The 25,139-nt window shown below is 64.3% G+C and carries 25 protein-coding genes and 1 riboswitch; of the genes, 12 read left to right on the top strand and 13 right to left on the bottom strand.

All coding sequences use genetic code 11. The features are described from left to right. Window positions 1-18 precede the first annotated feature (18 nt). Window positions 19-990, top strand: coding sequence for an NAD-dependent epimerase/dehydratase family protein (locus tag CH249_RS04555; RefSeq protein WP_094682490.1), 972 nt, complete (start codon window positions 19-21; stop codon window positions 988-990). 164 nt (window positions 991-1,154) lie between these two features. Here the strand turns inward: CH249_RS04555 and CH249_RS04550 are convergent, their stop codons facing one another. Beyond that, window positions 1,155-1,721, bottom strand: coding sequence for a TetR family transcriptional regulator (locus tag CH249_RS04550; protein WP_032397298.1), 567 nt, complete (start codon window positions 1,719-1,721; stop codon window positions 1,155-1,157). Window positions 1,722-1,838: 117 nt separating this feature from the next. On the opposite strand from CH249_RS04550, the gene CH249_RS04545 reads away from it, so the two are divergent. Continuing rightward, window positions 1,839-3,422: an MFS transporter gene (locus CH249_RS04545; protein ID WP_094682491.1), complete on the top strand. Its 1,584-nt coding sequence runs from the start codon at window positions 1,839-1,841 to the stop codon at window positions 3,420-3,422. Window positions 3,423-3,487: 65 nt separating this feature from the next. Here the strand turns inward: CH249_RS04545 and CH249_RS04540 are convergent, their stop codons facing one another. From CH249_RS04540 to CH249_RS04530, 3 genes are all read right to left on the bottom strand, one after another. After that, on the bottom strand, window positions 3,488-4,246 hold the full coding sequence (locus CH249_RS04540) for a GTP pyrophosphokinase family protein (protein ID WP_052050039.1): 759 nt from the start codon (window positions 4,244-4,246) through the stop codon (window positions 3,488-3,490). A 413-nt stretch (window positions 4,247-4,659) separates the two neighbouring features. Further along, window positions 4,660-4,815 carry a DUF6131 family protein gene (locus CH249_RS27790; RefSeq protein WP_094611554.1) on the bottom strand — a complete coding sequence of 52 codons (156 nt, stop codon included), beginning with the start codon at window positions 4,813-4,815 and terminating at the stop codon, window positions 4,660-4,662. A 93-nt stretch (window positions 4,816-4,908) separates the two neighbouring features. After that, window positions 4,909-6,861, bottom strand: coding sequence for a DEAD/DEAH box helicase (locus CH249_RS04530; protein ID WP_256988103.1), 1,953 nt, complete (start codon window positions 6,859-6,861; stop codon window positions 4,909-4,911). A gap of 48 nt (window positions 6,862-6,909) precedes the next feature. On the opposite strand from CH249_RS04530, the gene CH249_RS04525 reads away from it, so the two are divergent. From CH249_RS04525 to CH249_RS04515, 3 genes are read left to right on the top strand one after another with little or no spacing between them, the layout of a single operon-like run. Beyond that, window positions 6,910-7,623: a type 1 glutamine amidotransferase gene (locus tag CH249_RS04525; protein ID WP_094682543.1), complete on the top strand. Its 714-nt coding sequence runs from the start codon at window positions 6,910-6,912 to the stop codon at window positions 7,621-7,623. A 9-nt stretch (window positions 7,624-7,632) separates the two neighbouring features. Further along, window positions 7,633-8,811: an alpha-hydroxy-acid oxidizing protein gene (locus CH249_RS04520; RefSeq protein ID WP_094682492.1), complete on the top strand. Its 1,179-nt coding sequence runs from the start codon at window positions 7,633-7,635 to the stop codon at window positions 8,809-8,811. Then, window positions 8,811-10,106 (top strand): alpha-amylase family glycosyl hydrolase, encoded by a 1,296-nt coding sequence (locus CH249_RS04515; protein ID WP_094629136.1) that lies wholly within the window; start codon window positions 8,811-8,813, stop codon window positions 10,104-10,106. Before CH249_RS04520 ends, CH249_RS04515 begins: the two co-directional genes overlap by 1 nt. On the opposite strand, the gene CH249_RS04510 is transcribed toward CH249_RS04515, so the two are convergent. Then, window positions 10,096-10,410 carry a hypothetical protein gene (locus CH249_RS04510; RefSeq protein WP_032396819.1) on the bottom strand — a complete coding sequence of 105 codons (315 nt, stop codon included), beginning with the start codon at window positions 10,408-10,410 and terminating at the stop codon, window positions 10,096-10,098. The two genes, CH249_RS04515 and CH249_RS04510, sit on opposite strands and share 11 nt — an antisense overlap. A 105-nt stretch (window positions 10,411-10,515) precedes the next feature. Next, a riboswitch (TPP riboswitch) is annotated at window positions 10,516-10,608 on the top strand. Between the two features lie 48 nt (window positions 10,609-10,656). On the opposite strand from CH249_RS04510, the gene CH249_RS04505 reads away from it, so the two are divergent. Further along, window positions 10,657-11,418 carry a 3-oxoacyl-ACP reductase gene (locus CH249_RS04505; RefSeq protein WP_094629137.1) on the top strand — a complete coding sequence of 254 codons (762 nt, stop codon included), beginning with the start codon at window positions 10,657-10,659 and terminating at the stop codon, window positions 11,416-11,418. 1 nt (window position 11,419) lies between these two features. Beyond that, entirely contained in the window at window positions 11,420-12,688 is a 1,269-nt protein-coding gene (locus tag CH249_RS04500; protein WP_094682493.1) for an LLM class flavin-dependent oxidoreductase, read from the top strand. 6 nt (window positions 12,689-12,694) lie between these two features. On the opposite strand, the gene CH249_RS04495 is transcribed toward CH249_RS04500, so the two are convergent. Continuing rightward, a complete protein-coding gene (locus CH249_RS04495) occupies window positions 12,695-13,282 on the bottom strand; it encodes a TetR/AcrR family transcriptional regulator (protein WP_032396816.1) in 588 nt (195 codons plus the stop codon). Between the two features lie 89 nt (window positions 13,283-13,371). Here CH249_RS04495 and CH249_RS04490 point away from each other — a divergent pair, with 89 nt between their 5' ends. Then, entirely contained in the window at window positions 13,372-14,307 is a 936-nt protein-coding gene (locus CH249_RS04490; protein WP_094682494.1) for a zinc-binding dehydrogenase, read from the top strand. Here the strand turns inward: CH249_RS04490 and CH249_RS04485 are convergent. Genes CH249_RS04485 through CH249_RS04475 form a run of 3 tightly spaced genes read right to left on the bottom strand, consistent with a single transcriptional unit; the run spans window position 14,283 to window position 17,223 of the window. Beyond that, on the bottom strand, window positions 14,283-15,206 hold the full coding sequence (locus tag CH249_RS04485; RefSeq protein ID WP_094682495.1) for an alpha/beta fold hydrolase: 924 nt from the start codon (window positions 15,204-15,206) through the stop codon (window positions 14,283-14,285). The two genes, CH249_RS04490 and CH249_RS04485, sit on opposite strands and share 25 nt — an antisense overlap. A 14-nt stretch (window positions 15,207-15,220) precedes the next feature. Further along, window positions 15,221-16,327 carry a PDR/VanB family oxidoreductase gene (locus CH249_RS04480; RefSeq protein WP_032396814.1) on the bottom strand — a complete coding sequence of 369 codons (1,107 nt, stop codon included), beginning with the start codon at window positions 16,325-16,327 and terminating at the stop codon, window positions 15,221-15,223. Beyond that, window positions 16,324-17,223 carry a metal-dependent hydrolase gene (locus CH249_RS04475; RefSeq protein WP_032396813.1) on the bottom strand — a complete coding sequence of 300 codons (900 nt, stop codon included), beginning with the start codon at window positions 17,221-17,223 and terminating at the stop codon, window positions 16,324-16,326. Before CH249_RS04475 ends, CH249_RS04480 begins: the two co-directional genes overlap by 4 nt. A gap of 114 nt (window positions 17,224-17,337) precedes the next feature. On the opposite strand from CH249_RS04475, the gene CH249_RS04470 reads away from it, so the two are divergent. Next, window positions 17,338-17,874: a hypothetical protein gene (locus CH249_RS04470; RefSeq protein ID WP_230596940.1), complete on the top strand. Its 537-nt coding sequence runs from the start codon at window positions 17,338-17,340 to the stop codon at window positions 17,872-17,874. Window positions 17,875-17,922: 48 nt separating this feature from the next. Here CH249_RS04470 and CH249_RS04465 read toward each other — a convergent pair whose 3' ends face one another. Beyond that, entirely contained in the window at window positions 17,923-18,399 is a 477-nt protein-coding gene (locus tag CH249_RS04465; protein WP_094682496.1) for a 2-isopropylmalate synthase, read from the bottom strand. Between the two features lie 228 nt (window positions 18,400-18,627). Between CH249_RS04465 and CH249_RS04460 the strand changes: the two genes are divergently transcribed. Continuing rightward, window positions 18,628-19,830, top strand: a complete 1,203-nt coding sequence (locus CH249_RS04460) for an ATP-binding protein (RefSeq protein WP_032396811.1) — start codon at window positions 18,628-18,630, stop codon at window positions 19,828-19,830. A gap of 44 nt (window positions 19,831-19,874) precedes the next feature. Here CH249_RS04460 and CH249_RS04455 read toward each other — a convergent pair whose 3' ends face one another. The 3 genes from CH249_RS04455 to CH249_RS04445 all read right to left on the bottom strand — a co-directional run bounded on the left by CH249_RS04455 (window position 19,875) and on the right by CH249_RS04445 (window position 23,236). After that, on the bottom strand, window positions 19,875-21,551 hold the full coding sequence (locus CH249_RS04455) for a DNA/RNA helicase domain-containing protein (protein ID WP_256988101.1): 1,677 nt from the start codon (window positions 21,549-21,551) through the stop codon (window positions 19,875-19,877). A gap of 79 nt (window positions 21,552-21,630) precedes the next feature. Then, the gene (locus CH249_RS04450) at window positions 21,631-21,951 is read right to left on the bottom strand and encodes a nucleotide pyrophosphohydrolase (protein WP_094629144.1); all 321 of its coding nucleotides are present in this window, start codon (window positions 21,949-21,951) and stop codon (window positions 21,631-21,633) included. Window positions 21,952-22,039: 88 nt separating this feature from the next. Then, window positions 22,040-23,236: an alkane 1-monooxygenase gene (locus CH249_RS04445; RefSeq protein WP_094682498.1), complete on the bottom strand. Its 1,197-nt coding sequence runs from the start codon at window positions 23,234-23,236 to the stop codon at window positions 22,040-22,042. A 169-nt stretch (window positions 23,237-23,405) separates the two neighbouring features. Between CH249_RS04445 and CH249_RS04440 the strand changes: the two genes are divergently transcribed. Next, window positions 23,406-24,260 (top strand): alpha/beta hydrolase, encoded by an 855-nt coding sequence (locus tag CH249_RS04440; RefSeq protein WP_094682499.1) that lies wholly within the window; start codon window positions 23,406-23,408, stop codon window positions 24,258-24,260. A gap of 28 nt (window positions 24,261-24,288) precedes the next feature. Then, entirely contained in the window at window positions 24,289-25,134 is an 846-nt protein-coding gene (locus CH249_RS04435; protein ID WP_032396808.1) for a patatin-like phospholipase family protein, read from the top strand. Window positions 25,135-25,139 lie beyond the last annotated feature (5 nt).

The following is a 25,139-nucleotide window of genomic DNA, read 5'->3' as shown; positions in this document are numbered from 1 at the left end:
GACCGGCACACTGGGTACATGAAGCTATTGGTCCTCGGCGGCAGTGAGTTCGTGGGGCGAACTGCCGTCGAACATGCTCTCGATCTGCAGTGGGACGTCACGGTACTCAATCGCGGCACGACCCCGTCGGATCCCCGGGTCAACCAACTCCGTGGAGACAGACGCGCGACCGGTGGGCTGAATGCGATTCGAGAAGGTAACTGGGACATGGTGTTCGACACCTGGTCATGGGAGCCGAGCGCCGTCGAGCGGTCGTCGGCGACGCTCGTCGGTCGAGTCGATAGCTACATCTACGTCTCGAGCCGATCCGTGTACGACGCGCCCGAGGCAGGAGCGAACGAGACCTGGCCGACGGTCCACGGGCCTGGCGAGGACTATGCGCGATGCAAACTCGGCGGTGAGCAGGCCGCTGCTGCAGCGTTCGGCGCTCGAGCGCTGCTGGTCCGCGCCGGGCTGATCCTGGGACCCTACGAAAATATCGGCCGACTTCCCTGGTGGCTGAACAGAATCGAGCGCGCTGGCGATGTGCTCGCGCCCGGTCCCGCCGACCTGGCACTGCAATATGTCGATGCCCGCGATCTCGTTGCCTGGAGTCTGGATGCAGCGGCCCGGGGTCTCGGGGGCGCGTACGACGTGGTGAGCCGGCCAGGTCATGCCACGATCGACGACGTTCTGCAGGCCTGCATCCAAGCCACCCGCTCCGATGCTCGGCTGTGCTGGGTGGAGCCGGACGTACTCAGCGCTGCAGGCGTGCAGCCGTGGACGGAGCTCCCGATCTGGATTCCGCCGGGGGTCGATCACGATTCGTTGCATGCATCCGATGTCTCGAAGGCATTCGCTGCAGGGCTCCGGACTCGTCCGATTCAGGAGACCATCGCCGACACGTGGATGTGGTTGCAGTCGCTGAACGGACGGACGCCGATGAGGGACGATCGGCCGCCCGTCGGACTCTCGGCCGAGCGTGAGGCGGCAATTCTGGCGGGGCGGTGAACTCGGCAGACGCGCGCGGAATCGTCGGACGCGTTCGGAATTGCCACAGGATCGGTGTCGAAATCGCGCGCGTCTGACAAACGCGCGCGCGTTTGCGGGAAAACCGGCCCCGCTACCCCACTATTCGTCTCTCTTGATTGGAAACTAGAGAACGATAGACAACGCTACGGAGCGCAGAGTCGTCGTACTGCGCCCTCGATGATCGACGCCCGACGCTGGTGTTCGGTGTCGTCGACGGCTCCGCAGTCGTTACCCGGCGCGGTCATCCACGACGAGGTGATGCCGAAGATCATGGTGAACAGGTCGTCGACGGTGAACGCGTCCGAGATCGTCCCCTTCTTCTGTACCGCGGCTACAGCCGTTCGTCGCTCGGCGAATACCGATCGGACCTTCTCCACGCCTGCCGCGCCCTTGCCGCCCTGAAGTTGCGTCCACAGCAGCAATCGGTGTTCCTCGGGGTGCGCGGCGAAGTGCAGATACTCGCGGGCGGCGTATCGCCCCAGATCGTCGGCGGTGAACGGAACCGATTCGAGAAATCGGGTGAATCCGTCCTCCATCACGGCTCGGAACAGTGCTTGCTTGTCGCCGAAGTAGGCGTACAGGCGTTCCTTGCTGGCCTTGGCGGAGACGGCGATGCGATCCACTCGTGCTCCGGCCAGTCCGTGCTCGGAGAATTCTGCGCGAGCGGCGGCGACGATGCGGGCGCGGGTTGCGCTGGCGTCAGGCTTCATGACGGCCACGATACCGCCTACCAACTAGTTCGTTTGACACCTCGGACGGCATCGCCTACCTTTTCGATCGGGACATTTTCGTGCCCGAGAATCGACGAGTACGAGTGGGGTAGAAACATGTCGCAGCTCTCCGAGCGAGAATCGCCGGATCTCAACCCGAACTACGAGCGCCGATGGCTGGTGCTCTGCATCGTCGCCATCACTCAGCTCACGATCGTGCTGGACGGCACCATCGTCAATATCGCGCTGCCGCAGGCTCAGCTGGACCTGGGTATCAGCGACAGCAGCCGCGCCTGGGTCATCACCGCCTACGCGTTGTCGTTCGGCGCACTTCTGCTGCTCGGCGGACGCATCGCCGACTACTGGGGACGCAAGCGCTCGTTCATCGTCGGCATGGCAGGCTTCGCAGTTGCCTCCGCAATCGGCGGACTCGCCCAGGAGGGCTGGCAGCTGTTCATCGCGCGCGCCGGCCAGGGCGTCTTCGCCGCACTGCTCGCACCGGCAGCACTGGCCATCCTGACGGTCACGTTCACCGACACCAAGGAACGCGCCAAGGCGTTCGGTGTGTTCGGAGCGATCGCCGGTGGCGGCGCAGCCGTCGGCCTGCTCCTCGGCGGAGTGCTCACCGAATACGCGAACTGGCGCTGGTGCCTGCTCGTCAACATCCCGGTCGCCGTGGTCGCCATCGCTGCCGCGGTGCCGTTGGTCAAGGAAAGCAAGGCGCACGGAGACACTCGCTACGACCTGCCGGGCGCGATCCTCGTCGCACTCGGGCTGGCATCGCTGGTCTACGGCTTCACCGAAGCCGAAGACGGCTGGGCGACGGTACCGACCATCTCCTTCATCGCCCTCGGCCTCGCTCTTCTCGCGGCCTTCGTCGTGGTGGAGTCGAAGTCGGACAACCCGTTGCTTCCGCTCAGTGTGCTGCTCGATCGGGACCGCGGTGCCGCCTACATCGGATCCGCCGTCATCGGTGCCGCACTGCTCGGCGGCACGTTGTACCTCACGTTCTACTTCCAGATCGTGCTCGAGATGAGCCCGGTGATCGCCGGCGTGGCGTCGCTGCCGATGACCGGTGGAATCCTGATCACCGCTGCGATCGCCTCCGCGCTGGTGCCGAAGATCGGGCCCAAGCCGCTGATGACCGTCGGTCCCGTCGTCTCCGCGATCGGCCTGCTGCTGCTCACGCAGATCGGTGTCGACACCTCGTACTGGACGCACGTCCTCCCGGGCGTCGTGCTGCTCGGCCTCGGTCTCGGTCTCCTGATGGTGCCGATGCAGAACGTCGCGCTCATCGGAGTGCCCGATCACGACGCAGGTGCCGCATCCGCGCTGATCAACGCCACTCTTCAGGTCGGCGGCGCACTCGGCGCGGCGGTGTTCACCACGGTGTACACCTCGTCCAAGTCCACGTACCTGGCCGAGAACCCCGCACCGACTCCGCCTGCCGGAGTTCCTGCCGAAGCTCTCGCGAGCCAGGGGATCCCCAGCGACGAAGTTCTGGCCGCGTTGCCGGAGCCGATCCGAAACTTCGTGCTGGCCACCATCGACCACGCCTTCGCAGCCGAGGTCTCGGGTTACGCCTGGGCCTTCGGGACCGCCGCGATCCTCGTCGCGCTGGTGTGCCCGGTCGTGTTGGTGCTCGTCCGCGCGAAGAAGGACGACCTGCCCGTCGGCGACACCCCGGTGCACATCGGATAGCTATCGCAGAACACAGGCCCCGCTGCTCACCCGTCGAGCAGCGGGGTTTGTCGTAGTTCGGGTCTCTACTCCGGGTCGATCGCGTCGGCCTGCGCGGTGAGCAGCATGTGCAACAACTCCGGCGGCAATGCCAACGGTGGCATCGAACCGAGGGTGATGGAGTTCTCGGCATCGCCGTTGAGCTCCGTCACCTCGTCGTGCAGTCTTTCCATCTTCTCGTCGAGCTTGTTCGCGCTCTCGGCGGCCTCGGTCAGTTCGGCCAGCAGAGTGGGAGGAATTTCTCCGCGGTACTTGTAGAAGATCTTGTGTTCCAAGCTTGCCCAGAAATCCATCGCGATGGTTCGGATCTGCAGCTCGACGAGCACCGGTTGGACGCGGTCGGACATGAACACCGGAATCTCGACGATCAGGTGCAAACTCTTGTAGCCGTTGGGTTTCGGATTCGCGATGTAGTCCTTGGTCTCGACGACGCGCACATCGCTCTGGCTACTGAGCATGTCGGCAATGCGGTAGGTGTCGGAGATGAAGCTGCAGGTGATGCGCACACCCGCGACGTCGAAGATGTTCTCGCGGATCGCGTCGAGATTGAGCGAGCACTTCTTGCGTTGCGCCTTGTCGATGATGCTCTCGGGCGTCTTCAACCTCGACGAGACGTGTTCGATGGGGCTGTAGCGGTGTATGTGGGTGAATTCCTGCTTGAGGATGTTGATCTTGGTGATCAGCTCGTCGATCCCGAACTTGTAGCTCATCATGAATCGCGTGAAATCGTGCCTGAGTCGACCCAGGTCGACCGCGGTTTCACTGTTCTTCATGACCTCGTTCATGAACACGATTGTCCACGACGGCAGGTCGGGCGCGCGCGGCGCGCGAATCGAAGCTCGCATCACTGCACGACGGGCCCAGTTCGGGGGTGAATCTCACGACGCCACAGGACTGGCACTGATGCGTCCGGTGATGTCCGAGTTCACACGAACATGCCCGCGAACCGACGAGAACCGACCCTGCGACGAGCCGATGACCGTTGCCACAACGCTTCGGTGCTCTCTCGGCCCATCGATCCCCGACGCGATAGAGCGAGCCGGCCGCAGGCTCGGGTTCGACTGCCATTGCGTGCGACCGCCTTCGAGAATCCGTACAGTCCGCTCTGGACCGCCCGAAGTGGCTCCGCTGGCCGCATCGCCAACTCCGGGGGCACGCTCAGACTAACAGAAATCGAACGTGTGTTCTAATCTGTGGGTCAAAACCACGTCTTGCGGCCACCGACTGCGCGCCCCATCGAACCGAGCAGCGTCAGAACAGCGCCGACGACCACCAGAATGATGCCGATAGTGGTCAAGATGGATATGCCGGCGAAATAGCCGATGAGAGCGAGGATGATTCCGAGAACGATCATGACTACTCCTGGTGCCAAAGTGAGCCCGGTACCGACGAATTGCCGATGAAACCGAACCTACTCGGGCACGTGGACGATTGCTCACGATTGTCGCTAATTTCCGGCATCCACCTTCGCGGCGAGGAATGCCTCCGGATCGATCAGATCCGCCTGCCCCACGATCGATCCCAGGTCTGCTATGCGCTCGATGCCGGTGAGCACCATCTCCTCCTCGACCGTGCCCTCGGCGTAACCGTAGTAGCACGTCGAGGTGGTGTGGTTGTGGTCCTTGTCGATTCGGTTCGCACGCCCCTCGATCTGGCGAATGTCGATCGGTGTCCACCTCGGGTCGTGAATCAGCGTCACGCGCGGGGCGAGGGTCGAGACCGTCCCCTCGGGCAGCAGTAACTCGTTGGTGTGCAGATTGATTGCACTGGTGGTGGTCGACACGATGACCGACGCCGCCCCGGTCTGGAAACGTCTGATCGATGCCTCCTGCTCGGGGCTGCTCATGGAGCCGTCGACCACGGCGACATCGAGACCCTCGTCCCGCAGAGTCTGCGCGAGCGCGGCGACCGACTCGCGGTAGAACATCGAGACGAACACCTGATTGCCGGCCTTGACCCACGTCCGTACCTGGTCCGCGGACGCGGGAATGCGCAAGTACGAGCACTTCTGGCGAAACCGCAGCGTCGCCGCACGAGTACTCGGGTTCTTCTGCAGCACGCGCTTTCCGCCGACGGCCTTCCAGATCGGCAGCCCGACTTCCTTGCGATAGACCACCCATGCCGAGTTGTACAGCCGCTTCTGGGCGGCAGTGAGTTCCTGTCCGAGCGGTTCGCGGGGCGTCGGTGGCGAGGGACGCGAAATCGACCACGGCACAGTGCCTCCCGATAGCCAGCCGTGTACGGCCGCGATGTCACGTGCGCGGCGGGCCGCGTCCGCGGGCTCCCAGCGCCACGTCGTCAACCCCGTCGTCGCCTTGCCCGCCTTCACGGCGAACCCGGATTCGATGAGGAACTCGGCCCACTTCATCGTCACTGCGTACCCGAGGTACTCCTCGTCGCCCAGGATCTCGACGCCGCGACTGCGCTCCACCGCCCGAGCCATGTACGCGAAGTGCAGCGGCTGATAGCCGGGCGTGGCAGACATCCACACCACCGAACGGGCCGCCTCCTGATACCGCCAGAGAATCTGCGACTGTTGGGATTCGATGTTCATCAGCGCATGCGACTCGTCGGCGATCACCACGTCCATGTCGAACCGCAATTCACCGAGCGAGATGGTCCGTTTGTTCTGTGTCCGTTTGCGTTTGCCCAGATCGGTCTCCGGCGGAACCGACAGGAGCTTCTTCGTCGATTGGTAGGTGATCAGCAGCCAACGCTTGCGCTCGGACGGCTCGATGTCTGCCTCGCTGTCTGCGATGGTGCGACGCCACCCCGGCAGCGCGCCCTTGGGTGCGACCACCAGCACCGTGCCGATCTCGGCCGCCGACATCTGCCGGACGGCCTCGCACACCGCGAGCGTCTTGCCCAGACCCGTCGAATCCATCTGCGCGAAGTACGGGAAACCGGCCTCGAGGGCGGCGAGATGGCGCCCGACGGACTCGAGTTGGGTGTCGCGAGGCTGCATCGCCCGCTCTCGCACAGCTTCGTCACGCCAATTCTCGTTCGCGTCGTCCTCGAGCCACCGCTGCAGGCTGTACGGCATCGACTCGTACGGCTGCAGATACTCCGGCAACTCGGTGCCGTAGTACGCGAACACCCGAGGGCCCGGATACCAGCGCGCTCCGGCAGCGCCTGCCGCCGACCGATCCTCGAACGGCACGTCCAGCACCCAGACGCGCTCACCGGGATCGGGTACCCGCAGATCGGGGGCAGCAGTCTTGCGCGGCGAGGTCTTGCGCGGAGCGGCCCGCTTGCGTGGTGCGGCTTTTTTCGGAGCAGCGGCCTTCTTCGGTGCCGGCTCACCGTTCTTCGCGGCCGCGAACTTTCGCGCAGCGCTGCTCTGCCCGGCCTTGACGGTGCGGGCAGTGGTGGATCGGGCTGTGCGTCTACGAGGTGGCATCGGATCCAGTCTGTCGTACGGTGTGCACGAACACCGTAAAGGAGCCCTGTGACATACACGAACGACCCGCGCGCCGTAGTACTCGTCCACGACCGGGACCCGGCTCTCGCGCGACGCGACATCGGCACCCTCGACGCCGAATTGCGCAGCAGGGGTTTCCAGTTGGACGTGCACTCCTTCGATCACAGTCCCGACACCGCGCCGCCGTCACTGTCCGAGGCGCAGTTGCTGGTGGTCATGGGCTCGCCCGACGCTGCGTACGACGACACGCTGACCTGGCTCGCGCCGGAAATCGCATACGTACGGCAGGCCATCGACGCGCAGGTCCCGATCCTGGGTGTCTGTTTCGGAGGTCAGTTGCTCGCTCGGGTGCTCGGCGGAAGCGTGCGCAAGTCCGAGCATCCCGAGTACGGTTTCGTCGACGTCGAGTCGTCCGATCCCGAGCTCATCGCCGCCGGCCCGTGGATGGAGTTTCACGGAGACACCTTCGTCGCTCCCCCGGAGGCGACGGTGATCGCCCGCAACGGGGCCGCACAACAGGCGTTCGTCCACGGACCGCACCTCGGACTGCAGTTCCACCCCGAAATAGACCTCGACACGTACGACGCGTGGGCGGCCGCATGGGACCGTGACGGCGTCGAACACGAGGTGGACGCGCACGAGATTCGCCGAGCCATCGCCGACGCCGAGCCTGCAGCTCGGTTGCGGTGCTCGGCTCTGCTGGACTCGTTTCTCGCCCGAGCCTCGGCGGTGCCCCGGTAGGGTCGAACGATGACCGAGGCCAGGCCCAGCAACTTCAGCGATCACCAACTCGGCATCTACGCCGCCGGGATGTTCGCGCAACAGACACCGTCGATCACCACCAACCTGGCGCGGCTGGAGGATCAGGCTGCCGAGAAGCTCTCGCCCGAGGCTCTCGGCTATATCGTCGCCAGTGCGGGCAGTGGCTCGACGGCTCGTGCGAACCGGGCGGCGTTCGACAGGTGGGCCATCACGCCGCGGATGCTCCGCAGTTCGGCCTCGCGTGATCACGCGTGCACCGTGCTCGGCACCGACATGCCCGCTCCGTTGCTGATCGCACCGGTGGGGATCCAGACCCTCGCCCACCCCGACGGTGAGCTCGCGACGGTTCGCGCGGCTGCGGAACTCGGTGTGCCGTACATACATTCGACGCAGGCATCGCATTCGTTCGAGCAGATCGCCGAGGCGGGTGGCGACGCTCCCCGCTGGTATCAGCTGTACTGGCCGACGGACGAATCGGTACTGCTGAGCTTTCTGCAGCGCGCGAAGGATTCCGGGTTCACCACATTGGTGCTGACCCTCGACACGACCCTGTTGGGTTGGCGGCCCGCCGATCTCGACCGAGGGTATCTTCCCTTCCTGGCCAACCTCGGCATCGAGAACTACCTCAGCGATCCGGCGTTCCAGGCCGGGCTGGCCCAGCCCGTCGAGGAGAACCCCGTTGCCGCCGCGATGCATTGGGCGCAGATGTTCCCCAACCCCGGGCTGTCGTGGAAGAACCTCTCGTTCCTGCGGGAGCACTGGGACGGTCCGATCGTGCTCAAGGGAATCTGCACCGTCGGCGACGCGCGAGAGGCCGCAGCGCACGGCGTCGACGGCATCGTCGTCTCCAATCACGGTGGTCGTCAGATCGACGGGGCCAGAGCATCACTGGACGCATTGCCCTCGATCGTCGACGCCGTGGGCGAGCAACTGACAGTGTTGTTCGACTCGGGCGTGCGCACCGGAGCCGACATGGCCAAGGCCCTCGCACTCGGGGCCGATGCGGTACTGCTCGGCCGACCGTTCCTCTACGGACTCGCACTCGGTGGACAGGAGGGCGTGGCGCACGTATTGCGTTGCCTGCTGGCCGAATTCGACCTGGTGACCAGCCTGTCCGGCCACACCGGTGCGGGCGAGCTCGGCCGCGACTCGATCATGGAGTTCTGATGGAGTGGACGAAGCACGCCATCTGGTGGCATCTGTACCCACTCGGATTCACCGGCGCACCGGTCCACGGCTGGGACGGTGAGTCCCAAGCGGAGCTGCACCGGCTGAACAGAATCGAGAAGTGGCTCGACTACGCACTCGAGCTCGGCGCGTCGGGCATCGCCCTCGGTCCGATCTTCGAATCCGAGAAGCACGGCTACGACACGGTCGACTACCACCATGTCGACGGCAGGCTCGGCACCGACGAGGACATCGACTCGCTGATCGCCGCAGCGCACTCACGCGGCCTGAAGATCATGTTCGACGGCGTCTTCAACCATGTGGCACAGAGCTTTCCGAAGTTCCGTCAGGCCCTGGCCGAGGGGCCGGACTCCGAGGCCGCAGGGTGGTTCCATCTGGATTGGTCCGGCGACGAGCCGACGCATCGCAACTTCGAGGGGCACGACGAACTGGTTGCGCTGAACCACGAGAGCCCACACGTGCAGCAGTACGTCGTGGACGTGCTCTCGCACTGGCTCGAACGCGGCGTCGACGCCTGGCGACTCGACGCGGCCTATGCGGTGTCGCCGCGCTTCTGGGCGGCGGTACTGCCGAAGGTTCGCGAAAAGCACCCGGACGCATACTTTCTGGGCGAGGTGATTCACGGTGACTACGACCGAATCGTCTCGGCCTCCACGCTGGATTCGGTCACCCAGTACGAGCTGTGGAAGGCGATCTGGAGCGGTCTGAGCGAGAAGAACTTCTTCGAGCTCTCGCACGCATTGGAGCGGCACAACGGCTGGCTCGACGCCTTCGTACCTGCCACATTCGTCGGAAACCACGACGTCAATCGCATCGCGAGCGTCATCGAGGACGAGCGACATCTGCTGCACGCGTTGGTGGTTCTGTTCACCGTGGGCGGTATGCCGATGATCTACTACGGCGACGAGCAAGCGTTCCGCGGCATCAAGGAAGACCGCGTCGGCGGCGATGACGACGTGCGTCCGGAGTACCCCGAATCCCCGGACGATCTGGCCCCGTACGGCTGGCCCGTGTTCCGAATTCACCAGGAGCTGATCGGGTTACGACGCCGAAGCCCGTGGTTGTACTCCGCCCGCACCGAAACTCTCGAGCTCACCAACACCGCACTCGTTTACCGAGCTTCTGCGGACGGCGAGTCGATCACCGTGGCACTGAATCTCGGCGACGACGCGATCGACTACGCGGTCGAGGGCAGGGAGGTGCTGGCCGGGGAAGCGGGCCTGAACGACGGGCGGGTGAACGTTCCGCCGCACGGCTGGGCGGTCATCGGTTGAGGGCCCTGGCCGCTTTCGCGCGGTCGAAGAATGCCAGCAGGTGCGGCAACTGCTCGTCGGTGACAGTGAACTTCATTCGGTCGCCCGAGTAGCCGATGCTGCCGTCGGATGTTCGCAGACCGAGGACGATCTTGGTGCCGTCCCGGGTCGGCTTCGCGTCCACGCCGAGCTGATCCACATGCCACCGACAGCGCCCGCCCGATGCGATCCTCACGGCGGCGTCGAACACCTCGACGGTGCGGTGGTCGAGAACGAAGATGACGTTCTCGTCGAGGCGATACTCCAGGTAGACGCGTTCGGCCATGGCGGCACAGTAACTTGTCATCGTCGTATTCGGGTATCTATCAACTGAGCTAGAGAGCCGTATCGACGGCAATGCAGCGTCCTGCCAAGACCGGTGGGTACAGTCGAGCGCGACACGGGGTGCCCCCAGGGGCTGAGAACACACCCGTCGAACCTGATCTGGTTAGGACCAGCGAAGGGAATGTCGTGACGTTCGGTATTCCTGTCCCCTCGTGACGGTCCCGACCTCGAACGAGAGGCGAGGCGCATGAAATTCGACGAGCAGACAGTGTTGATCACCGGCGGTGGACGCGGACTGGGAGCAGCGATCGCCGCGGCGTTCGCCGGTGAGGGTGCACGTGTGGTGATCGATTACCGCAACAGCAAAGATGCTGCCGAGGCGCTGGCAGACCGGCTCGGCGAGAACGCGATCGCAGTGCAGGGTGACGTCACCGACGAGTCGGCCGTCGCCGCGCTGTTCGGCACTGCACGTGAGCACTTCGGCACCCCGATCACCACCGTCGTCAACAACGCACTTGCCGATTTCTCCTTCGACGGCGATGCCCGCCCCAAGGCCGACACCATCACCTGGGAGCGTTTCGACGCGCAACTGCGCGGCAGCGTCCGCGCGGCGTTGCTCACCACCCAAGCTGCACTGCCGGGTATGCGCGAGACCGGGTTCGGCCGAATCGTCAACGTGGGCACCAACTTGTTCCAGAATCCCGTGGTGCCGTACCACGACTACACGGCGTCCAAGGCGGCGCTGCTCTCCCTGACCCGCACTCTTGCCGCCGATCTGGGCGCGGACAACATCACCGTCAACATGGTCTCGGGTGGACTGCTGCGCACCACCGACGCCAGCGCGGCCACTCCGGCCGAGGTGTTCGACTTCATCGCTGCGTCGACTCCGCTGCAACGCGTCACCACCCCCGAGGAATTCGCCGACGCACTGCTGTTCTTCGCCTCGCCGTGGGCGCGGTCGGTCACCGGTCAGAACCTCGTCGTCGACGGCGGCCTGGTCAAGGACTGACATGCACCTCAACGCTTTTCTCTACGGTTGCGGGCACCACAGTGCGGCGTGGCGGCACCCCGATTCGCGGGTGGAGGACCTGGGCGACATCTCGTACTACGAGGAACTCGCGCAACTCGCCGAACGGGGAAAGTTCGACGCCGTGTTCTTCGCCGACGGACATTCGGTTCGCGATCCCGCCGGGGCCGGCACCTGGTTCCTCGAGCCGATCACCGCGCTGTCGGCCATGGCCAGGGCCACCACGCGCATCGGGCTCGTCACCACCGTGTCGTCGACGTTCTACACCCCGTTCCATGCGGCACGCATGCTGGCGTCGCTCGATCACATCAGCGGCGGCCGGGCCGGTTGGAACGTGGTCACCTCCATGTTCGACGCCGAGGCGCGCAATCACGGAATGGACGCAATTCCGGCTCGTGAGGAGCGCTACGCGCGCGCCGAGGAATTCGTCGATACGGCTCTGGCGCTGTGGGATTCGTGGGATGCCGACGCGTTGACACTCGATCGGTGTGGCAACTACGCCGATCCGGCCAAGGTGCACTCGATCGATCACGACGGCAAGCACTTTCGGGTCGACGGTCCGTTGACGGTACCGCGGTCGCCGCAGGGTCGTCCGGTCCTGTTTCAGGCCGGAGCGTCGGGACCGGGCCGCGAACTGGCGGCCAAGTATGCCGAGGCGATCTACGCCGTCGCCTACGATCTCGTGGCAGCGCAACGCTATTACGAGGACGTGAAGACGCGAATCCGCCATGCGGGTCGCGACAGCGCGACGGTGGGGATCATGCCGGGTCTGGTGACCTATATCGGCTCGACCATGGACGAAGCCCGCCGCAAGAAAGCCGAACTGGATCTGCTGCTCCCCACCGAGCAGTCGTTGGCGATGCTGTCGACATTCACCGGGCAGGACTGCGCTGCTTGGGAACTCGATGCTCCGGTACCGACTCTGCCACCGGCAGCGGAGTTCACCGGACCGCAGGGGCGCTACGAGACGATTCTGCGGATCATCGAGAAGGATGCTCCCACCGTGCGGGAACTGCTCGGCACCCTCGCGGCCGGCGGCGGCCACGCCACGATGATCGGCACACCGGAGTCGATCGCCGACGAGATGCAGTCGTGGATCGGTCGTGGTGCCGACGGGTTCAACCTGATGTGCCCTCGCTACCCGGACTCGCTCGTCGACTTCGTCGATCAGGTGGTCCCTATATTGCAGCAGCGCGGCATCTTTCGAGTGGACTACACCGGGTCGACGCTGCGTGGGCACCTGGCTCACTGAGTGGATTCACCGAGCGGCCGGACCGAAGACTCCCCGATCGACGAACGCCACCAGAGCGTCGAGTCCTTGCTCGGGCGAGCCCTGCCACAGCCGGGCGAAGTTCTCCGCCGCACCGCCGATCAGCATCGCGGTGGTGGCCGGGGATGCCGGTAGCTCGACGCCCGCCTTCTCGAAATTCGCGAGGCGGTTCACCCACGGCTCGAACTGGACCTGCGTGAATCGGTGCACTCGCTCGGCGAAGTCCGCATTGACGAGTGCGGCGTCGCGGAGGGCATCGATCACCACGCGGTGTCGAGTCATCAACTGCCAGAAGACTTCCACGTGTGGCCGCATCGTGGGGCGGTCGCGGGCCGTCGGATCCTGAGTGGCGACGATGATGTCGGCATCCACACCGATTTGCTCGGCCAACGCCAGCAGTAGTTCGTCCTTGCCGGAGTAATGGTTGTAGAACGACCCCGCTGCGCGGCCGGCTTGCCGGGTGATGTCGACGATCTTGGTGTTGAGGTAACCGGACCGGGCGAACACGACGCGGGCGGCGTTCTCCAGCTCGATGCGCGTCTGTTCGGCCTGCTGCGCCCGGCTCGTGGCCGCCATCGTCACACCCTCCCTGTTGACACCTCTGCCGTCACGATACACACTGAATATTGATTCAGTGAATATCGATTCGCTTCACAGGGGGACGGATGAAAGCCGCAGTTCTGACCGAATTCGGAGTGCCCACGTACGCCGACCACGCCGACCCGGAACCGGCACCCGGCATGGAGGTGGTCGACGTGGCGGCGGCGACACTCAATGCCGTCGATATCGTCATCGCCGCGGGCACCCACTACCTCAGCCCGCAGTCACTGCCGACCGTGAGCGGTATCGAAGGCACGGGCACCACGCAGGACGGTCGCCGAGTCTATTTCTGCCCGCCGGTCCCGCCCTACGGTTCGATGGCCCAGCAGGCGCTGGTACCGACGGCGTCGCTCGTGGAATTACCCGATGGGCTGGATTTCTCGACCGCAGCGACGCTCGGCAATGCCGGCCTTGCGGCGCTGATGCCGCTGACCCACGGTGGCCGGATGAAGGACGGGGAGAGCGTGGTGATTCTCGGTGGCACCGGGGTCGTCGGACGATTGGCAGTGCAGGCCGCCACGCTGCTCGGGGCCGGATCGATCACGGTGGTCGGGCGCGACGAGAGCGCACTCGACGCCACCCGAGAACTCGGCGCCACAGCGACGGTGGCCGTCGGCGACAAGAGCGTCGACGAACTGTCGTCCGCCATTCGGCACGCATCCTCCGGGGCGGACGTCGTGGTCGACTACACCTGGGGCACAGTCGCTCTGGCCGCACTGCGCGCAGGAAATCGGCTCGTTCGTCTGGTTCAGGTCGGCGACCGAGCCGGTGCGGAGGTCACCCTTCCGGCGCAGCTCCTTCGATCGCTCGGGGCGACCGTCGTCGGGTTCATGCCGCTGCACTACGGTCCGGAGGCCACAGCGCAGGCCTACCGAACCCTGACCGACTGGGCCGTGGCCGGCAAGATCACCGTGGAGTACGAGAACGTCCCGCTGGCCGAGGTGGCGAGCGCGTGGAAGCGAGCCCCACTCACCCGTCACAAACTGATATTGGTCCCCTGACCGGCTCGAGTGTCCAACGAGTCGATGAATTCTCTCGTCAACCTCGCGATGTCGTCGGCATGGGAGATCGGCGACCAGTGTCCGGCCGGAATGTCGTTGCGGGTCAGGTCTTTCACCCACTTGCCGGTGTCGTCGTAGTGATACGGCCGCACGGCGACGTCCTCGGTGTTGACGATGAGCTGGACCGGGATGTCGATGTGTCGGTCGCGTGGATTGCCCAGAATGGGAAGAATATTCGCGCGGTACAGATTGGTGCCGTTGGTGGCGTCGGACCACAGCGTGGGGTTCTGGGTGACGAGGGAGGGATCGACGCCCGAGAACTCTTCGAGAAACGCGGGCCATCCCTTGGCGAACTGCCGTTTGATCCGCAGCTTGGCGAGGAGGGGGATGTGGAAGGTGACGGTGTACCACGACGCGCGTACCTGGGCGAGCACCTGCTTGATACCGGTGAGGGTGGGTTTGCGCAGCCGCGACTGCGACCACTTGCCGAGGTGATCGAGGTTCGGGCCGGAAATGGATGTGTACGAGCGGATTCGGTCCTTCGCACGCGGCTGGGCGGCGGCTTCCCATACCTCCACGGCACCCCAGTCGTGGGCGAGCACGTGTACCGGGGCGTCGGGGCTGACGGCGTCGGCGACAGCGTAGAAATCCGAGGCCAGACGCGCCAGCTTGTAGGCGGACTGCTCGGTGGGAACCGTGCTCTCGCCTGCTCCGCGGGAGTCGTAGCTGATCACCCGGAAGCGGTCCTCCAGCTGGGGGACGATGTGGCTCCACAGCTCGTGGGTATCGGGCCACCCGTGGACGAGGACGATGGCATCACCCTCGGGGTTGCCGCTCTCGAACACCGCCAGGCGGATCCCCTCGTTGACGACCGTCGTCCGAACTGCGTTGCTGCTCAACAGTGTTTTCCGTTCTATAGATCGAGTACGAGACGCCCGCTGCGTGCCCGGGAGACGCAGATGAGCATGTGATCACGTTGTTCTTCGGGAGTGAGCCGAGATTCGAGATGTTCGGGCTCACCCGAGAGCACCCGAACCTTGCAGGTACCGCAGAAGCCCTGCTGGCACGAGTATGCGATGTTCGGTTTCTGTTCCTTGACCGCGGTCAGCACCGACGCGTCGGCCGCGACGTCGAGCACGGCACCGGTGCTGATCAGCTGCACCTCGAACGGAGTGCCGTCGAGAATGGGCGGCGGGCCGAAACGCTCGAAATGCAGTGCCGTGGCCGGGCACTGGCGAAAATCGCGGCGCACGGCGTCGAGCATGGGGGTGGGGCCACAGCAGTAGACGGCACCTCCTGCGGGTGCACGCTGGAGTAGTTCGCCCTCGGTGGGGTAACCGTAGACGTCGTCGGTGCGCACGAACACGCGGTCCGACTCCCAGCTCTCGATCTCGTCGAGGAACGGCATCGTGTCGCGAGATCGACCGCAGTACACGAACTGCCAGTCCATGCCGAGAATCCGTGCCGCTCGGACCATCGCGATGATGGGAGTGATGCCGATGCCGCCTGCGACGAACAGGGCGCTGCCCTCACCGACGAACGGGAATCCGTTGCGGGGACCGCGGACGGTCACCTCGGTGCCCGGCTCGAGCCCGTGCATCTCGATGGATCCACCTGCGCCGGTGGGGATTCGACGTACCGCGATTCGGTAGGAGCTGCGATCGGCCGGGTTGCCGCACAACGAATACTGGCGGCGGCGGCCGGAGGGCAGGTGCAGATCGAGATGGCAGCCCGGATGCCAGATCGGCAGCTGATCCCCCGTCGGCGAGGCGAGCGTGATGGCCGCGACATCGTTGTCCTCGGCGACGATCTCGCGTTCGGTGACGACCAACGTCAACGCGGAATCGGGATTGTGGCCGGCGACGGCCTCGTCGTACTCCGCACCGGCAGCCGCACGCATGTATCCGTTGAGAAACGTGCCGAGAAGCTGCATCGACCGATCGGGATGTGCCCGTCCGCGCAGATCGGGCGGCGCATCCTTGGGAAGCAGCCGCGGGACGCGACGCGAGGTGAGCTTCACCTCGCCGCAGCCTGCGCGGCCGGCGAGGACGCGAGGTATCGGACGGCCTGCGCTGTCGAGCCCTCCTGGCTGGGGTGGTACGACTTCCTGAGGTAGCGCGACATGCTGCGACCGACGTGCGTCAACGCGGGCAGGGTGCCGCGTCTGACCGACTTCCGCCACAGAGCCGACCGAGGCTTGCGCACGGATCTCGGGGCGGACTGCAGCTCCGGGTCGTTCTTCATCAGGAAGATGATCCCGCGCATCCAGATGTACGCCATCAACGGCACGACCAGCACGAAGGTTCGGAGGCGACGGACCTCGCGCTTGTCGAAGTATCGGAGCGTGTCGTAGGCGACCGAGCGGTGCTCGACTTCTTCGGCACCGTGCCAGCGCAGCAGATCGAGCATGGTGGGGTGGATGCCCGCGCGGTCGAGACCGTCCGCGTTGAGCACCCAGTCGCCGAGGAACGCCGTCACGTGTTCGATTGCTGCGATCAGGGCCAAGCGCTCGACCAGGTTGTTCTTCGCCCGCAGGCTCGTCACCGAATCGGCTCCGAGTACTTTGCCGAAGGTCCATTCCATCTGATCGGTGAACGGCTTGGGGTCGAGCCCCTTGGCCTCGAGGTGAACGAGTACGCCGGTGTGGGCCTCGGCGTGCACGGCCTCCTGGCCGATGAAGCCGATGACGTCGTCGCGCAGCTTCTCGTCGTCGATGTACGGCAGGGCCTCTTTGAACGTGTCGACGAACCAGTGCTCACCGGCAGGCAGCAACAGGTGCAGCACGTTGAGGACGTGCGTGGTGTACGGGTCACCCGGCACCCAGTGCATCGGCAGATCGGTCCAGTCGAACTTCACGTTCCTGGCCTGCAGCATCACTTCGCCGGGATCCGAGGCGACGGTGTTCCGTTCGTTCATCGAGCCACTTCCTCCACATCCGCATGTGTGGCCGATGCCACAGTGCGCGCTTTAGTATAAACACCAGTTACAGGTAAAAGGAACCGTGTCGGAGTCGAGTGAGAGACTGCTGTGATGACCGACTCCTCCCCCGTGTCGATTCCCCCTGCCCCGGCGTCGACTCCCCCGAGTCGCGTCCCCATCGCCTGGCCTGCCGAATGGCCCGTCGAGGTCCGAAGAATCGCCGATGCCACGAACGATGCCCTCGCCGCCGTTGCGGCGCGGGATCCGATCGCGTTCGACGACGCCGTCGAACTATTGGGCCGCTCGGACTCGGCGCAGGCCGGGCACGTGCATGCCGAAATGGTACGCACGTTGCTCGAAGAGGTACATAGCGATGGATTGACCGGCGAGAACGTCCAGGAGGTACTGGGCCGGACCGTGCGAGGCGCGGACTGGCTGCCGAACCTGGACATCGCGGGATTCGTCGAGGTGCTCACCGGAGCCTTGGGCGTCGCCGACGTCGAACAGCAATCGCGTACGAAGCCCAGGCCTGCGCACGCATTGTTGGTGGTCGCGGACCTACTCGCGGTGCGTCGCGGTCGCGCCGAGACCTACCTGCGCCGTGCACTGGCCGAAGTCCACCGGGCCGAGACGATCGAGATGCCCTAGCGAGTTCTTCCCCTGTCTTGCACGAGCGCTAGACAGGGGAAGAAAGCGCTACCGATGCAGGATGTTCGCCCCGGCGAGGATGGCCCTGATCGACGACAGGTCGGCGTCGGCAGCCATGCCCATCGACCATTCGCGACGACCGTCGTGCTCGGCGAGGATGAAGGTTGCCGTCTCGTCGCCGATGATCTGCTGGTGGAACGAGAGGATCTCGATCCGGAATCCGGCGTCGTGGAGCATCGACGTCAACGCCTCGATCGGACCGTATGTCGTTGCAGCACAGGCGATGATCGTGTCGCCGATGCCGAAGGTGGCGTCGAACTCGATCTTGCAGCCGGTGGACTTCGTCCCGGTCCACGATCCGAGCCGAAGAGGCCCGGTGGTGGGCGAGAAGCGGTCGGTGAAGGCCGTCCACGTCATGGAGTGCCAGGTGGACTCGGCGATCTGGTCCCGCATCGTGCGCGGCAGAGCGCAGCCGAAACGGGCGTGGAAAGGATCTGTGGCGAAAGAAGAAGCAAGTGCATTCATGGGAGTGGTCTTCCGGGTGTGAAGGGAGGACCGAGATAGCACGACGACCCGCAGCGAGGGGTCGGTCCGAATCAGACCCCGCTACGGCGGCGTACTACGAGAATGCGCTTCACAGCGACGAACTTAGCCGCGACCTGGACTGGCGCGCAAGTATCGAGCGAATACAGATCTCTAGGACACGAGCTAGATGTCCGCATATATCGCACGATTCGTTGTAACTTTGGCCCCATGGACCCCGTGCGTAACCCTTACGCTCCCGGCGCCGGCCAGCGCCCACCCGAGCTCGCAGGCCGAAAGAAGCAGCTCGACGCCTTCGACGTCGTGCTCGAACGCATCACCCGCGGCCGACCCGAACGCAGCGTCGTACTCACCGGGCTGCGAGGCGTCGGGAAGACGGTGCTGCTCAACCAACTCCGCTCCGCCGCGATCGCCCGCGGATGGGGCACCGGCAAGATCGAGGCTCGCCCCGACCAGGAATTGCGTCGACCGCTGTCGTCGGCGCTGCACATGGCGGTTCGTGGGATTGCGGCCTCGCATCGCGATCCCGAACGCGTCGACGAGTTCCTCGGCGTGCTCAAGGCCTTCGCACTGCGCGCCACCGCGGACAAGGGCATGCGGGAACGCTGGCAACCCGGCATCGACGTCCCGGCCAAGACCGGCCGCGCCGACTCCGGCGACATCGAGATCGACCTCGTGGAACTGCTGCTCGACGCCTCCGCGCTGGCCGGCGACGTGGGCGTGGGCATCGCCATCTTCATCGACGAGATGCAGGATCTGGGACCCGCCGATATCTCCGCGCTGTGTGCGGCCTGCCACGAGCTCAGCCAGGACACCGCGCCGCTGATCATCGTCGGGGCCGGGCTGCCGCACTTGCCCGCGGTGCTCTCGGCGTCCAAGAGCTACTCGGAGCGCCTGTTCAGCTACCACCGGATCGGCCGACTCGAACGAGCGGCGGCCGATCTGGCCCTGATCGCCCCGGCCGACCGGGAGGATGTCGAATTCACTCCGGACGCTCTGGATGCGCTGTACGCGGCCGCCGACGGCTACCCGTACTTCGTCCAGGCGTACGGCAAGGCGACGTGGGACCTCGCGGCCGACACCCCGATCACCGTCGAGGACGTGCGCGTCGCCGCCCCGACGGCGGAGGAGGAACTGGCCGTCGGATTCTTCGGTTCTCGCTACGAACGGGCAACGCCGGCCGAGCGCGAATACATGCGTGCGATGGCCGAACTGTCGGTGGACGACGGCTCGGTACCGACCTCGGCCGTGGCGACCGAGCTGGGGCGCAAGCCGGCGTCACTGTCGCCTGCGCGGGACGGACTGATCAAGAAGGGCCTGATCTACTCGGCCGAACGAGGAACCATCGCCTTCACGGTGCCGCACTTCGGCCGCTATCTGCGCGCGCAGACCGACGAACCTGCAGCGGTGTGAGCTGTCAGTGCAACTGCGCAACAAGTGGCCCAACCCGATCCAGACTATTCGTGGCTGTGCGGCGGGATGAAGCGAGCCAAATATTCGCGTAGACCCGAATCTACAACGTAGACGTACGTGCCCAGCATTCCGCGTGTCAGCAGTACTGCGTAGATGTTCGTGATGAACTGCAGAAGATCATCGTCGCTGTACTCGATGCCGAGCTTGGCGTTATTCTCCTTGCCCTTCGAGTCAAAATACGAGTCGCGATCGATGAATAGTCCCCTGCCCTGTTCGTATCGCAGGTCTGCGCCGACAATGACGCCTGCATAGTTGAGGTCGTAGCCTTGGACGGTGTGGATTGAGCCGACCTCGGCTAATGAACCGGGAGACGCAATCCAATCGACCTGCTTCCCGTTCCAACGCAACTGCTCCCCATCCAGCTCGATATCCCAAGCCGCTTTGTCTCTTTTGGACTTCCACTTCCACGCGTAGCCGGCGACGAGTCGAGCGAGCCCTACCTCTGCATCGCGCTTGTGGATCTCTTCGCGCATAGTGGAAAGGCTATCGAAGAGTTGAAAGTCATAGTCGGCAAAGGATTCTGGCCGTAGTTGTTTGAGGTTGGTTTCTGCTCCGAGAATTCTGCGGACGTACGACACGTAGTCTTCCCCCGCGCGGACTCGCATTTGCGACATGAGTTTGTAGAGCCGCATATCTTTTTCCGCATCGATCGTCAACGCCTGCAGTCTCGCGAGTGGCAGGTCTGCGGGTCGCACACGTTGCGCGCCGTCGACGAGTAGCAACTGATGATCGCTTTTGGCCTTGATCCAGTCGAGTTGGGTCTTGGCGGGATCGTCGGACCCGAACAATGCGATGTTGATCTCTGAGAACAGCTTGTTCTGGCCACCTGACGGTTGATTCGCTCGCTGGTTCAACCGGTGTGCTTCGTCAACTATCAAGACATCGTAGCTGCCTTTCGCTTTTCCCACATCAAACGGCGTCAGCACCATGTCGGGTCGTAGGCCGGGGGTCTTTCCGAACACGCGTTGAATCGATGTACGCAGAGACTGCTGCGGTACGACGAGACCAATTTTGACTTGGCTGAGTCGTTCCCGATTTTCGTCGACAAAGAACTCTGAGAATATCGAGTTGTTGTCCACTATGTCCTCGGGGCGTGAGAAAGCGATATCCATAAGCAATTTCAGTAGATAGATTGCGACGACGGTCTTGCCGGTCCCGGGCGATCCCTGAACGACACTCATGCTGTTCGACTTGGGCGACTCAAGATCTTCGAGTAGCCCTTCGACAATTCCCTCGACGGCAACGGCCTGATCGTGCGTCAAGGCTTTGAATGGCGACAGCTTGAAAAGGTCGCTGTTTTCGATCTCAGCGATCGATCGCGTGAACATTCCATCGTCGCGAAGTGACTGGAAGACATCCTTGAAGCTCGTCCGGTATGAGTCACGTTCGAAGTAATCCGACTCGACGACGCCACTATTCCGATTAAGTACTCGAAAGGTTCCATCGCCCGCAAGTAGGCGAATTAAGTAGGACTCAAGGTCAAGGCATACTGACTTGTTGAACTTGTCATCGAGAATGATTCGCACACTGCTGAGTTGTCGTTTCTCTGAATTCTCGAGGTGTTGTCTCATCCTGCTGACGGCATTCAGGGTTTCGCCGACGTACACATTGCGGAGCAGTTCGCCTCGGCCTGGGAGCGCGTCACCGTCGATGACGTACACGACTGGCCAGTTTCTGTACCGAGGGTTCGGCGGTGTCCAGTCGACTATCGAGGCCGTAGTGAAGTCCAAGCGCTGGATCTCAAAGGGCGTCATACTTCTCGCTGCGCCCGAAGGCCTTATCAACCGGATATTTTTCACGGGTGATGGCCAGCTTGTTCTGGACGATCTGATCAGGGTCCACTCCGAGCTTGTCGGCCAAGAGTAGGCAATAAGTCAAGACGTCAGCGAGTTCACCGCGAACATCGGCCTCATCTGCTTCGGAGCTCCATTGAAAGCACTCGAGAAGTTCGCCGGCTTCGATTGCAATGCTCTTGGCGAGGTTCTCCGGGCTATGAAATTGGGACCAATCGCGCTCGGCGACGAATGCGGCGATTTGCTCACGTGTCGTCCGCTCAACCATCACGTCAAGGTAGCACTGCCCCGTTACCGAGTGTGATTTCAGCCTGTGACTTCGGCTAGGAGCCGCTGTCCCTCGACCCGCGGGCCTATCAGGGCGCGGGGAATCTGGCCTCGGCTCGCTCGACACACAGCTGCTTGAGCTTCCGCACTGCCCTCGCGTCGGACCGATCGACGTTGACGAGGTCTGCGTCACCGTCGTAGAAGTCGACCAGACGCTGATCCATCACCGTGCGCCACAGCGGCGGAACCAGCGCGCAGAAGATCATCACCGCGTAGCCGGCCGGTAGCTGCGGGGATTCGTCGACGGTGCGCAACGACTGGTATCGGCGCACCGGATTCGCATGATGGTCGCTGTGCCGTTGCAGGTGGTAGAGGAACAGGTTGCTCCACAGGTGGTCACTGTTCCAGCTGTCCCGGTGGGTCGGCTTTCCGTAGCGGCCGCTCGGCCGTTTCTGTCGCAGCAATCCGTAGTGCTCGAGGTAGTTCGCTGCCTCGTACAGCACGATGGCGATCGCGGCCTGAATCAGCAGGTACGGAACGATCACGGTGCCGAAGACGGCGATCAGTACGGCGAACAGCGCGACGCTCATCGCCCCGGCGTTGAACAGATTGTTTCGGTACGACCACCGTGACAGGCCCTGCCGGGCGAGGCGTCGGGATTCCAGCGTCCAGGCCGAGCGCAGGCCGTGGACGATGGTGCGCGGCAGAAACTTCCAGAACGATTCGCCGAACTTCGCCGATGCCGGGTCCTCCGGGGTCGCTACACGCAGATGGTGTCCGTGGTTGTGTTCGACGTAGAAGTGGCCGTACAGGGTCTGTGCCAACGTCACCTTCGAGAGCCAACGTTCGAGGCGCGCCCGCTTGTGACCCAGTTCGTGTGCGGCGTTGATGCCCACTCCACCGACGATTCCGACGGTGATCGCGAGGCCGATTCGCTCGGGAACTCCCAACGGCCCGTGCGCCCACAGATAACAGGCCGCGACGAGCCCCGCGTACTGCAGCGGCAGGAACAGGTAGACGCACCAGCGGTAGTACGGATCGTTCTCCAGCGCGGCGATCGCCTCGTCCGGAGGATTGCTGCGATCCACCCCGGCGAACCTGTCCACCAGCGGTAGGGCGACACCCATGATCATCAGGCCGAGGGTCCAGAACGCCCCGGGGCCGAGGAGAGATACCAGCCCCCAGGCCAGGAACGGGCTCAGAGGAATGATCAACCCCAGCGGCCACAGGTAGCGTTTGGGGTCGCGCCACCGCGGCGACGTGCTCGTGGCGGACTCGTCACGCATTCTTGATTCTTCACTCCTGGTCGGTGCCGTGCCCCCGGGGTGCGAGGACTGATCGGTAGTGGCGTGTCACAACTACATCGCCCGTTCCACGATGATAGTTACCCAAGCAAAAATCTGTGGGTTCGCCGATGAGCCGTCGAAGGCCCCGCCGCCCTTGTACGGTGACCGAATGAAGCATGTCGAGTCGTCGTTCGTCGGCGTTCACGGAACCCGAATCGTCTACGACGTCTGGACACCGGAGAGCACGTCGACCGGGATCGTGGTGCTGGCTCACGGCCTGGCCGAGCACGCCGGCCGGTACCGGCACGTCATCGAACGACTCGGCTCCCTCGGGCTCGTCGTCTATGCACCCGACCACCGCGGCCACGGACGATCCGGCGGCAAACGGGTGTCGCTGGAGAAGTGGTCCGACTTCACCGACGACCTGCACACACTGTTCGGCATCGCCGCCGCCGAGCATCCGAATCAGCGCACCTTCCTGCTCGGCCACAGCATGGGTGGCGCCATCGCACTGTCGTACGCCCTCGACCACCAAGACGACCTCGACGGCCTGATGCTGTCCGGGCCCGCGGTGGCCCCCAGTGTCGGTCAGCCGAAAGCCCTGGTGGCCGTGGGTAAGGTCCTCGGACGTTTCGTACCGGCAGTTCCCGTGCTGAAGCTCGACCCCGCTCTCGTCTCCCGCGATCGCGACGTGGTCGATGCCTACGTCGCCGATCCGCTGGGCTACCACGGCGCGGTTTCGGCCGGCCTGGCCGCAGCCATGCTGGGTGTCGGTGAGACCTTCCCGACGCGACTGCCTGCGCTGAGGATTCCCGTGCTGCTGCAGCACGGAACTGCAGACCGATTGGCCGATGTCTCGGGCAGTGAACTGATCGCCGAGCGTGCCGGATCCGACGACCTGACCCTGAAGAAGTACGACGGACTGTTCCACGAAGTGTTCAACGAACCGGAGAAGGAGCGCGTACTCGACGACCTCATCGCTTGGCTACGTCCCCGTGTACACACCGGCGCTGTAAGTTCCTGACGGATCTTTCGAAGAAGGGGGTACGACCATGACCAGGCGAGCACTCGTATTGGGCGGCGGCGGAGTCGCAGGTATTGCGTGGCAGACGGGTGTCCTACTGGGATTGGCCGAATCGGGAGCAGACGTCAGCGACGCCGAGATGCTGCTGGGGACCTCGGCGGGGTCCTCGGTCGCAGCCCAGATCTCGAGCGGAGCCACGTTGGCCGAGCTGTTCGAGCGTCAGGCGGACGAGGCCAAGCAGGACCACGAACCGCATGCCGAGGCGACGATCGACGAGCTGGTCGCCATGCTGGCTCGGGCGGCCCAGAACTCGGACGGCAGTGCCATCGACACGCGTCGGCGTATCGGCACCGAAGCTCTGGCGGCCTCGACGATCTCCGAGCGTGAGCGCAGAGCGATCATCGAACGCCGGCTGCCGTCGCACACGTGGCCCAATCGCGATCTGCGGATCGTCACCGTCGATGCCGTGACCGGTCGGCATCGGGTACTCGATCGTGGCTCGGGCGTCCAGCTGATCGACGCCGTGGCCGCGAGCTGCGCTATCCCGGGAATGTGGCCGCCGGTGACCATAGGCGATCACCGCTATGTCGACGGCGGTATCCGGGCGAGCGAGAATGCCGATCTGGCAGTCGGTTTCGAGAAGGTGCTGGTGTTCAGGGTCGGTGCCCTCGATCTGGAGCACGACCCCTTCGACGTCGAACGAGAGCGGCTGATCAAGGGTGGCTCGAAGGTGGAGGTCGTTGCCCCCGACGCCGATTCGTCGGCCGCAATCGGCCCCGATGCCACCGACATCGCAGTTCGATCGGCTGCAGCCGTGGCCGGACGAGCGCAGGGCAATGCCATCGCAGAACGCATCGCCGAGTTCTGGGTCTAGAGGAC

It is taken from the genome of Rhodococcus sp. 05-2255-3B1, from assembly GCF_002258545.1.
Taxonomy (GTDB): Bacteria; Actinomycetota; Actinomycetes; order Mycobacteriales; family Mycobacteriaceae; genus Rhodococcoides.
Note: the sequence above shows the minus strand (reverse complement) of the source record. Positions and strands in the feature narration are given on the sequence as shown.